This is a genomic window from Variovorax sp. J31P179 (assembly GCF_030316985.1).
GTDB classification, from domain to species: Bacteria; Pseudomonadota; Gammaproteobacteria; order Burkholderiales; family Burkholderiaceae_C; genus Variovorax; species Variovorax ginsengisoli_B.
In genome coordinates, this window is the sequence record NZ_JASZYL010000004.1 from 206,052 (window position 1) to 216,636 (window position 10,585).

The window sequence follows — 10,585 nt, forward strand, 5'->3', positions numbered from 1 at the left end:
CATCTCCGAATAAAGAAACGCACTATGGCGCTGAGTGGTCGTGGGCGGATATTCTATGGAACAGCAATTTGGTCGTTCATAGCAAAAGCTGCTGCGGGCATCTGCCTGCTTCTTTCCATGCCGATGGTCATCGCAGCCTTCGGCATAGAACAGTTTGGTGCTTTTGCAACATTGAGTTCGTTCGTGGCGATCGCGCCGCTTCTCGATTTTGGATTTGGCAATTCAGCGCTGAACCTGATTTCGGATGCCAGAGGGCGTCAAGCTGAGCGCGAGTGCTCTTTTCTGCTCAAACTGGCCGCGATCACGGCCGCGAAAATTGCCCTGCTGTTGTCGGTTCCGGCGGTGGTGGCTGTCTTCTTGTCGCCATGGTGGTCGATCCTCGGCTTGCTGCGAGACATGGATCAGCCTGCCAAGCAGGCCGCCGCCATCGGTGGGCTCGCTTTCATCGTCAATATTCCATTGGCAGTGGGCGCTAGAGTTCAACTCGCTCTGGATCAGGCCGCTTCGGCATTCAGGTGGCAGACCGCGGGACAATTGATCGCTCTGGCCGCGATCTACCTGGTGTGTCAGAGCAAATCGGCAACCTTTCCCATGCTCTGCGCAGCCGGAATCCTGCCGCCAACGTTGTGCGCCGCCACAAACTGTTTTCTGATGCTGCGACGTCGGGCGTGGCACTCCGTTGATCAAGATGATCGCGCCCTCATCACCGAGCTGGCTCGAAAGTTGCGTCGTCAGAGTTGCTCGTTCTTCATGCTGCAGATATCTGCCGTCCTGGCCTATTCGAGCGATCTGGCCATCATCTCTTCGAGACTCGGGGCCACCGATGCAGCAACATACGCAGCCTCGCAAAGAGTCTTCTCGATCATTCCCACGGCGGCGTCGCTTCTGTGGGCACCGCTCTGGCCACAATATAGGCGAGCGCTGGCTGCGGGAGAGTTCGGCTGGACCCGGCGAACCTTCAGACGATCGTTGCTTTTGGCCGTCGGCGGCGCTTCGGCGCTGGCCGCCGGCACCTTCATCGCACTGCCATGGATCGTTGCGGTGCTGGGACACGGGAAAATCAGTCCGGCAGTTTTTTTGAATGCCGGATTTGCCGTCTGGGTGGTGCTTGATTGCGTAGGAGGGGCAGTTGCCGCGCTGCTGAACGCCGGAAACATACTCAGATTTCAATTGATTCTGGCGCTTGTGTTTGCACTGGTGAGTTGTTCTGCGAAAATCGCGCTTGCTCCCGCACTCGGCGTGTCTGGAATTCCCTGGATCACATGCTCTGCCTATGCAGGGTTGGTGCTTTTTCCAATTTTCATGGCGCGCCGGCGGATCGCTCGGGCACTTTTCGCCTCACATTGAATGACGAATTCAGGATCAAGACGGCCAGCAGTGATGTTCGACGGGACTGTCTTTGCCGATCAAGCGTACGGCGGCGTAAGCCGATATTTGGTGGAGCTGGCTCGAAACATCGTTTTGGACGGGCGTATGGCGGCAACAGTCCACGCTCCATTCTATGTCTCCAAGTATCTCGACGATCTCCGAGCAAAGGGGGTTCAAGTTCAAGGTCGAAGGCTCCCTGTGTTCCGAGGTACCAGCCTGATCGCCCGAAATCTGAATCGACTTCAAAGAGTAGACCAGAAATACGACGTTTTTCATTCGAGCTGGTATCCGGAGCGTCGACCGTGTGCCCGAGAAAAAATCCTCGCCATATCCGTGTACGACATGATTGCCGAACTCTTTCCTGGCGAAGTATCCAATGCAAAATCTCAGTCCTTCGAGAAAAAGACAGCACTGAATCTTGCAGATGTCATTTTTGCCATATCGGAAACAACGAAAAAGGATTTGATCGAAATTGCCGGGGTCGAGGCGGAAAAAATCGTCGTGACCCCGCTCGCGACATCGATTTTCGAGATTCCTGTCGACCGCGAGTCGAATAAGTCAGGCGTTCCGTACATTCTCTATGTAGGGCGGCGTGCCGGCTACAAGAATTTTTCGTCTCTGCTCGAGGCCTTCACGTCCAGCACGATGATTAATTCAGAGTTTCAGTTGGTGTGTTTTGGTGGTGAAAACTTTTCAAGAGATGAAACAGAGCGTTTGCGAAAGCTGCCTGCGAAGGGCCCAGGCAGCGTGATTCGAATCTCGGGGAACGATGTATCGCTTGCTCAGCGATACGCGGAAGCGGCACTGTTCGTCTGCCCATCGAAATACGAAGGCTTTGGCATTCCGCTCCTCGAAGCGATGGCTTGCGGTTGCCCGGTTGTTTCCACCAGAGCAGGCTCCCTGCAAGAAGTCGGGGGAAATGCGCCTTTCTATGCCCCGGACCCGACACCAGAAGCATTGAAATTTGCCATGGAGTCCATCCTCTTCGATCGAAGCGCTCTCGATCGAGGCACAGAGGCTGGTCTCAGGCAAGCCAGGCAATTCTCGTGGCGCACGACCGCCGAAAAGACCGTAGATACATATCTGCGCCACATCCGAATCTAGATGGATCGGAATTTTCGTGAATGACATCCCGGAGCCATCGGCGATCGAAGATCTCTACGTCATCCTGACGGATTTCAACGGCTTTGCACAGACGCGGCAGTGCCTCGCAGCGCTGTCTGGGGGATTCGGCGGCTTGCCCCGGATCATTGTGGTAGACCATGGTACGACTCCGGAAACCAAGCAGGGACTGGCCCGAGAATTTCCCGAAGTCACGCGCGTTGAAGCGTCGAGTGCACTTTGGTGGGCCGGTGCGATCAACGCGGGAATCGAATTCGCCATGGCGGCAGGAGCGACTTGCATCATGTTGCTGAACAATGACTGCTATGTCCGACGCGACACCCTGTTTCATCTTTTTGAGCTGTCGAAAAAAAATCCCGGCGTGGTCATTGCGCCGATTCAGTGCGATTCGCAGTCCGGATCGATCGAATCGCTGACCATCGAAAGCAATTTTCTTCTTGGTTTCCCAAGCAAGCCAGACGCGACTTCGGCGAAGAAGGCCGAATTCGAGAAAGGTCTGATCCCGGCTGAATTGATAGGCGGAGGGCGCGGTGTCTTGATTCCGGTCGCAATATTCAGGCAGATCGGTGTGTTTGACGAAGCTGCCTTTCCCCACTACTGGGCGGATCATGATTTTTATCTGCGAGCGCGCGCCGCCGGGATTGAACTCCGGGTCGCGTTGCATGCGCTGGTGGATGTCGACACCGCCCGTACCTCCATGGCTTCAGCCGTGGCGCGGATGAGTTTTTCAGAATTCAGGGAAAGCCTGCATTCGATTCGCTCGCATCGCAGCATTCCGCATGTCGCGCCGCTCTTCAAGAAATACTATCCGTTGCGAAGCGCGTACATGCTGGGCGTTTTTTTGTATACGCTTCGCTATCTGTTGAAGTATCTGGCCGGACGCATATTTCTGGCGGTGAAAAAGATGATCCCATGAACATACTGGTTGCGACGAAACGCCGTTATACCGGAAAGGACCTGCTGGATCATCAATATGGCCGTTTGTTCGAAATTCCGGAGGCCTTGGCCGACCAGGGACATCGGGTCACCGGCCTGGCTTTGAGCTACAGGGGGCAGAGCGAGGGCCTGCATCAACCCCGAAAGGTCGCCTGGCACGCCGTGTCTGCCTTTCCTTTTGAGCCCTTGGGGGTTCTTCGCTACTTGAGAAAATTCGAACACCTTATCGATGCAGTGCGGCCGGACGTGGTCTGGGTCAGCTCGGATGCATGGCATGCCATTGCTGCGGAGATCGTGTGCCGCCGTCGAGGTGTTCCTCTGGTCGTCGACTTGTACGACAACTACGAGAGCTTTGGTCTGACTCGGGTGCCTGGCATTGCTTCGCGATTCAGGGCCTCTTGCAGGGCCGCAGCGGGATTGACGGTCGTGGGTGATGCCCTGAGGGAGAAGGTGGTCGACGAATATCGTTTGGGGGCCAAGCCCATCGAGGTTGTTGGCAACGCTGTAGACAGATCCGTCTTCTTCCCCCGGAACAAGGATGAGGCACGACGATCTTTGCGCCTTCCTCCGGATGTCCGCATCATCGGAACGGCCGGGGCACTGGACAGCAGCCGGGGCATCGAAGACCTGTTCGGGGCGTTCAGCGCACTGGCCGGTCGGCATGGCGACCTTCACTTGGCGGTGGCTGGTCGGAGGGACGCTTCGACCACGCTCCACGCGCACGACCGGATATGGGATCTGGGGGTTCTTTCTTCTTCGGAAATGCCCTCGTTCTGGAGTGCCCTCGATGTTGCGGTGATCTGCAACAAGGACAGCGCGTTTGGTCGCTATTGCTATCCCCAGAAATTCCAGGAGATCGTGGCCTGCGAGACTCCCTTCGTTGCAGCCGACGTCGGCGAGATGGCCCGCATTTGCCGAAACGACCGGTCTTTTCTGTATCGCCTCGGATCTGTGGATTCGCTCGCCGATCGAGTGGGCGAGGCGCTGTCGGGGCGGATGCGGCCTGCCAGCCTGCGTGCCTCCGATTGGCGCGAGCGGGCGACGGTCGTGGAAGCGCTCATGGATCGCGTCTGTTCTTCACGGCGGTCGGGGTCGCCAATGTCGCACTGACCGTCACCGCTGCAGCGCATAGAGATTGACAGGTTCAGACGCCCACGTGAGGCGATAGGTCTCCGCTGCCCTGGCGATCTCTTCCGGTCGCCGCGAGTCCATGTGAACGATGGCGCAGGGAGCCGCCCCATCGTCACTCGTTCGGTCTTGGTATCGCTGCGACACGTTCATAACTTCGATGTGCTCGATCCGGATGTCCGAAGGCCTGGCGCCGGTGACGAGCACCCACAACGGATACTCCCAGTCATCTCCTTGGAGCATCAATCCGATCTTCCTGCAGCCTTGATCTCGAAGGCGCTGCGCCGCCTCGACATACTTCAGGTACAAGTCGGGTCGCTTGGCAAAGTATTGCTGGTTCCGAGGAACGGCGAGCACGCTCCTCTCGCCGAGAAGCGGCTTCTGCGAGGAGAGAAGAAGGGCTGGGGCAGAAGCCAGGGCAAGGATCGCAGCGATGGCGACGATCAATTTTGTGCTCGCGATGCGATGCGCCATCCAGCCAATGACCGGCGTCCACAGCACGAACAATGGGAGATGCAGCCGGCTGTTCCAAGGCTGCCACCGCAAGTAGGCGCAAAAAAGGAGATAGCCGCCGATGAGGGCCAGGGCATAGGCGCAGACGATGGGGGACCGGTATTTGCGGCCCCGGAAGAGACAGACTGCGCAAGCCGCCGCGATCAGAAGCAATTGAACCGGATTCCCCGCCGTGTCTTCGTTGACCGACATGCCAGCGACACGGAATTCGGTATTCAGGTAGGTGGTCCTGGGATCGTTAGGCGAAATGCCGATGACTTCGTGAATGCTCGTGACCAACGCGGACACCGCACCATCGAGCGGCGTCGACGTGCCGAGGTGCAGCCTGCGTTTCGGACTGCGTTCGAGACCATGACGGCCGTCGAGAAAGTGTCGTTGCTGTAGCGATAGCCGCCGGTCTCCGCACCGGGGCCCAGGGGGCTTGCATAGAGAGACAGATTGCGCGACCAATGACCCAGGTTCAACACGAACGCCAGCGCGCACGCCAGCGCGACAGCCTTGATGTGGCGACCTTCCTTGCGGACAAGCAGCCAGGCACCGAGCGCGAGAACGAACGGAAAAGCGAAGACGTACGCCGTTCCTTTCGACAACACTGCAAGTCCAAGGGACAGGCTGAGACCGATGAAGTGCGCCTGCTGCCTCGATCCCTGGATGATTCGGACCCCGAAGTAGGCGAAGCAGACCAGCCAGAACGCTACGGCGTAGTCGGTCTGAGTGGACGTGGCTTGGAGAATCCCCATGGGAATCGAAGCACACACCACCATCGTGAAGATCTGGGCGCGGCGATCGGCTCCGAACTGTCGGGAGATCGCGGAAACGCCAACCAGCGCCCCGGCCATGCACAGCCATTGGACGAAGTTCGCGAATCGATCTCCCCCGCTGAGCAATTGAGCTTGCAGGATCGCAAACTCGGCCCAGGGGTTGGAGTGCAACTGGCGAAGGATCGCCGTCGGGTAGAAGTCCGCGCTGCCGTTCTGCACCCAGTGGGCGACCCGACTCATGTGGTAGGTCATCGAGTCCCAGGTATTGGGTGGCGCGCAGGCCGCCAGCACCGCGGTCAGGATCAAAATGCCAATCACATAGGCCGACATGACTCGTTCCGCCGCGTCGACGCCGACGACGATTCCGGGACGCCGCAATGCATCGATCGCAGCGCTTGCCCGTACCTTCGAACCGAGGACCACGGCAAGAATCGCCCAAACGGCGGCGACGGACGTGAAATCGAGCAGGCGGAGGGCCCCGAGGACTTCGGTGACGGCAACCGTCGCGGCGCCGAAGCAGGCCGCGGAGAGCAGCAAGGCCTCGCGTCGATCTTTGGCGCCCTGCCTTTGCCAGACCAGAACATAGGAGAGCGCAAGGCACAGGGGTAGGAGGAGAATCATCGGTCCCGATCAATCGGCTGCGGGTCGAGCCACCTTCGCACTCCCGGCGGACTGCATTCTGACCGATGGCGCCTGTGTTCATGCAGGGCGCGTGGACGATCGCTGGCCATTTCGCGCATTCGGTTCTTCACCGGGTAAAGTCCGAACGCATGACATCGGTTCACTCATGTCGTCTTTGTGGCGGCCCGCTCTCCAAGGTGTTCAATACCCGTTTGCTGAAGAAGCACGATGTTGCCTTTTTCAAATGCGACAGCTGCGACTCGCTGCAATCAGAAGAACCCTACTGGCTCGACGCCGCCTACGCGGTGAGCCTGTCGAGGTTGGACACCGGAGCCGGCCAGAGAAACATGATCAGCCTGGCCGGAGCCCTCTCAGTTGCCAAGTTGTTCGGCGCACGGAACCTGATCGACATGGGTGGCGGCGATGGTCTTCTCTGCCGGCTCCTGCGTGACTACGGTCTGAACTGCTATGTGACTGACAAGTTCGCCGCGCCCACGTATGCCCAAGGCTTCACCGAACCGAACTTCGCCAAACCGGAAATGATCGTCGCTTTCGAGGTGATCGAGCACTTCGCGCAACCCGCTTCTGAACTGGCGGCGATTTTCGATGCCGGCGCCAATGTCATCATGCTGACGACGGAGGTCTATGACGGTCAAAGCGAAGACTGGTGGTACTTGGCCCCGGAGACGGGGCAGCACATCTTCTTCTATAGCCACAAGGCGATGCATCTCATTGGCGAGCGCTACGGATATGACTTTGTGAAGATCGGCCGTTTCGCCTTGTTTACCAAGGGCAAGGTGAAGCTGCAATGTTTCGCCGCATCACTCCTGCTTCGAGGCCCCAGCCTTGCTTTGGTTCGCGCGTTGGTGCAGTTGATGCCGGCGCCTGGGGTGGCCAAGGATGTGGATTTTCAGAGATCAAAGTGACCTATTCTGGCGCGCCTGCTCCCAGAGCCTCGGCCAACTGCTTTCCGACGCGATCCCAGGAAAAACGCTGGGCGAAGGCTGCCATGGAGTCGCCGTCCAGCGGCCGCTCAAGCAGCGCGATGGCTGCTGAGGCAAAGCCCGAAGAGTCTCCAGGTTCAATCAGGCGGCCCGATCGATTCTCGGACACCGCATCGGGAACCCCCCCGGTTCGATAGGCGACCGTCGCGAGACCATGTGCGGCCGCTTCGATCGCCACCATGCCGAAGCCTTCCGGGTCGTTGGGCAGTTCCAGGACGGGGAAGACATGAAGGTCCGCACTCCTGTAGGCGCTGGCCAGTTCCTGGCGGTCGGAGATGGTGCCGACGAAGCGAACGTTGGCGCCGACGCCGGCGTTCAGCGCCTCAGCCTGGATACTCTCGATGCTCTGGCCGGCAGCCGCCAGCGCGTGAACAGGTGCGTCACCGATGACAACCAGAATGCATTGTGGGAACGACGCCACGATGCCAGGCAGGACATCTCTTACGAACTCCAGAATGCCTTTCCGGCGCGTTAAACGTCCAACTGAAATGAGCAGCTTTCCCTGGCCGAGGCCGTGCTGATGCCGAAAGTCGGCTTCGTGTTCCGCGCTGTGGCGGCACGAATCGCCCGGCAACTCGACGCCGGGATGGATGACCTTGATTCTGTGCTCGCGCACCCCTGCCGCGAGCGCAAGCATTCTCGTCGCCGAACTGTTGACGATGACCATGTCCGCGCGGGCAATCAGTGGCAACCAGAGGCGTCTGTAGACGGCATGGTCGATCGCCAGGTCCAAACCGTGCGTGTAGACGGCGGATCGCGCGCCGGACAGCTTTGCAGCGATGACGGCTATTGGCGCCGTCAGACCGCTGCCTGCCAGAATCACGTCGGGGCGCCAGCCACGCGCTATCTGTATGCCCCGGACGAAAGCCTGCAGCAGGAACCGTCCCATCTTCGTGCTGCCGACCTCATCGATCTTGACGCCGTCCGGCGCAATCGACGCGCTGCCCTTGGGCCCTATCACCCGCACCTGCCCATAGCGAGACAACTCTTGCGAGACGTGCCAATTGAGTCGTTCCATGCCGCCGATCAGCGGTGGCAGATTGCGTGTAACGAGGAGAATCCGCAGTGTACGATTCGCCGCAGTCGAGGGTTCGTTGCCAGGGTGTTTCATCAAGCTTGCTGATTCCTTTGGTGCTTGTGCCCAAAACGAACGGCTTGCCGATTTCCGTCGTGTGCATCGACGGAAATCCGCGTCGAGCCGATCGGTAAGCCATTAGGAGTGTTGATTTGAACCAGGCAGATGTACACGCTGTTGGCGTGATCGGATTGGGCTATGTCGGGCTGCCCCTCGCGCTGCGCTTTGCCGAAACCGGCATTCGCGTCCTGGGCTTTGACGTCGACGAGTCGAAGATTCGCGCCATCGGCGAAGGCCGAAGCTACATCAAGCACATTGGCGACGAGGCGGTGCAGCATGGGTGCAGTCTGGGATTCTCAGCGACTTCCGACTTCTCTCGCGCGAGCGAAGTCGATGCGGTGATCATATGTGTCCCGACGCCGCTCAATGCGCATCGCGAGCCCGACATGCGCTTCGTGATCGGCACCACGGAAGCGCTGGTGCCCCATCTTCGGGCCGGTCAGTTGATCTCGCTCGAAAGCACGACGTATCCCGGCACCACGGAAGAAGAACTTCGGCCGCGCATCGAATCGCGAGGCTTCAAGGTCGGCGAGGACATTTTTCTCGTCTTCTCGCCCGAGCGCGAAGACCCGGGCAATCCCCACTTCCGAACCCAGACCATCCCCAAGGTCATCGGTGGCAGCACGCCGGCCTGCCTCGCTGCCGGCGTCGCGCTCTACAGCCGCGTGATCGACAAGGTCGTACCCGTCAGCTCCACGCGAGCCGCGGAAATGACCAAGCTTCTCGAAAACATCCACCGGGCCGTCAACATCGGCTTGGTCAACGAGATGAAGATCATCGCCGATCGCATGGGCATAGACATCTACGAAGTCATCCGTGCAGCGGCAACCAAACCCTTCGGTTTCGTCCCCTACTACCCCGGCCCGGGCCTCGGCGGCCATTGCATCCCGATCGACCCCTTCTACCTGAGCTGGAAGGCGCGGGAGTTCGGCGTCAACACACGCTTCATCGAACTCGCCGGCCAGGTCAACAGCGACATGCCGCTGTGGGTGATCCAGAAGGTGAGCGACGCGCTCAACGAACGCGAACGCGCCGTGAAGGGCAGCCGCATCCTGGTCCTTGGCATCGCCTACAAGAAGAACGTCGACGACATGCGTGAATCGCCAGCCGTCGTGCTCATGGAATTGCTCGAGGCACGCGGCGCGATCGTGGCCTACGCGGACCCGTGGGTGCCCGTGTTCCCGACCATGCGCGAGCATCACTTCGACCTCTCGAGCGTCGAGCTCACGCCCGAGTCCGTGGCTTCGTACGACGTGGTGCTGGTGGCAACGAATCATGATGTGTTCGACTACCCGATGATTCAGGCGAACGCCAAGCTGATCGTCGATACGCGTGGCGTCTACCTGGAGCGGGCGTCCAACGTCGTGCGCGCCTGAGCCCGCTTCATCCGCCAAGTCTCGTCGCTATACTGCGGTCGTCACGTCATAAAAAGGCGTGATCGGGATTGGCGTCCCAAAGCACCGCTGCGACACAAGCCGCAGTCTTACCGCAGAGGGTCTGCGGCTTTGTCGTTCGTGCCACCATTTTCTGGCGGCTCGGACGGGGAGCCGCAAGGCTCGCCGGTTCGCGCAAGCGGTGCCCGGTACGCCAACCTGTTCGAGTCGACGCCACCAATTGGCGTTGGGGGCGGCGGTCGCAGCAATTCGCACCGCTTGGAGCCCATCATGGCAAAACCCCCTCTCGCACCCGCGCACTCCCCCGCAACCCCGCCCAAAGCCGCGCCATCGACGTCGCCGACCGTTTGGGCGACCTGAAAGACGTCTACCGCGCCAGTGTCTGCCTCGAACGTTTCATCCGCCCCTTTCACCTGCGCGAGCATGACGAGTTCAGCGCCACGCCGGCGGAACTGGGCGCTCTGGTGGCAGCCGTCAATGCGGAGTTCGAGCACCGCATCCAAGCCATCGATGCCGCCTGCGATGCGCTGCAGAAGGTGCTGCGCAAGGCGGCGCGCAAGGCCTTGAAAGCAAAGGCGAAAGCCCAATAGTCGCGCTGCCGCA

At 59.7% G+C, this 10,585-nt stretch carries 10 protein-coding genes; 7 read left to right on the plus strand and 3 right to left on the minus strand.

What is annotated here, in order from left to right; translation table 11 throughout:
* Positions 1–24: 24 nt before the first annotated feature.
* Genes QTI17_RS12040 through QTI17_RS12055 form a run of 4 tightly spaced genes read left to right on the plus strand, consistent with a single transcriptional unit; the run spans position 25 to position 4,536 of the window.
* Positions 25–1,347, plus strand: coding sequence for a lipopolysaccharide biosynthesis protein (locus tag QTI17_RS12040; RefSeq protein WP_286533368.1), 1,323 nt, complete (start codon positions 25–27; stop codon positions 1,345–1,347).
* A 33-nt stretch (positions 1,348–1,380) separates the two neighbouring features.
* A complete protein-coding gene (locus QTI17_RS12045; RefSeq protein WP_286533369.1) occupies positions 1,381–2,472 on the plus strand; it encodes a glycosyltransferase family 4 protein in 1,092 nt (363 codons plus the stop codon).
* 16 nt (positions 2,473–2,488) lie between these two features.
* Positions 2,489–3,406, plus strand: coding sequence for a glycosyltransferase family 2 protein (locus QTI17_RS12050; RefSeq protein WP_286533370.1), 918 nt, complete (start codon positions 2,489–2,491; stop codon positions 3,404–3,406).
* Positions 3,403–4,536 (plus strand): glycosyltransferase family 4 protein, encoded by a 1,134-nt coding sequence (locus tag QTI17_RS12055; RefSeq protein ID WP_286533372.1) that lies wholly within the window; start codon positions 3,403–3,405, stop codon positions 4,534–4,536. The genes QTI17_RS12050 and QTI17_RS12055 overlap by 4 nt, the downstream gene beginning before the upstream one ends.
* A 3-nt stretch (positions 4,537–4,539) precedes the next feature.
* Here QTI17_RS12055 and QTI17_RS12060 read toward each other — a convergent pair whose 3' ends face one another.
* Both QTI17_RS12060 and QTI17_RS12065 read right to left on the minus strand, forming a co-directional pair.
* Positions 4,540–5,346, minus strand: coding sequence for a hypothetical protein (locus tag QTI17_RS12060; protein WP_286533374.1), 807 nt, complete (start codon positions 5,344–5,346; stop codon positions 4,540–4,542).
* Positions 5,283–6,449, minus strand: a complete 1,167-nt coding sequence (locus QTI17_RS12065) for an ArnT family glycosyltransferase (protein ID WP_286533376.1) — start codon at positions 6,447–6,449, stop codon at positions 5,283–5,285. The genes QTI17_RS12060 and QTI17_RS12065 overlap by 64 nt, the downstream gene beginning before the upstream one ends.
* Positions 6,450–6,514: 65 nt before the next feature.
* Between QTI17_RS12065 and QTI17_RS12070 the strand changes: the two genes are divergently transcribed.
* Complete coding sequence (locus QTI17_RS12070) at positions 6,515–7,375, plus strand: class I SAM-dependent methyltransferase (protein ID WP_286533377.1); 861 nt, start codon at positions 6,515–6,517, stop codon at positions 7,373–7,375.
* Between the two features lies 1 nt (position 7,376).
* Here the strand turns inward: QTI17_RS12070 and QTI17_RS12075 are convergent, their stop codons facing one another.
* On the minus strand, positions 7,377–8,564 hold the full coding sequence (locus QTI17_RS12075) for a glycosyltransferase family 4 protein (RefSeq protein ID WP_286533817.1): 1,188 nt from the start codon (positions 8,562–8,564) through the stop codon (positions 7,377–7,379).
* A 116-nt stretch (positions 8,565–8,680) separates the two neighbouring features.
* Here QTI17_RS12075 and QTI17_RS12080 point away from each other — a divergent pair, with 116 nt between their 5' ends.
* Both QTI17_RS12080 and QTI17_RS12085 read left to right on the plus strand, forming a co-directional pair.
* Positions 8,681–9,964 (plus strand): nucleotide sugar dehydrogenase, encoded by a 1,284-nt coding sequence (locus QTI17_RS12080; RefSeq protein ID WP_286533378.1) that lies wholly within the window; start codon positions 8,681–8,683, stop codon positions 9,962–9,964.
* A 365-nt stretch (positions 9,965–10,329) separates the two neighbouring features.
* On the plus strand, positions 10,330–10,572 hold the full coding sequence (locus QTI17_RS12085; RefSeq protein WP_286533379.1) for a hypothetical protein: 243 nt from the start codon (positions 10,330–10,332) through the stop codon (positions 10,570–10,572).
* The last annotated feature ends 13 nt before the right edge of the window (positions 10,573–10,585 follow it).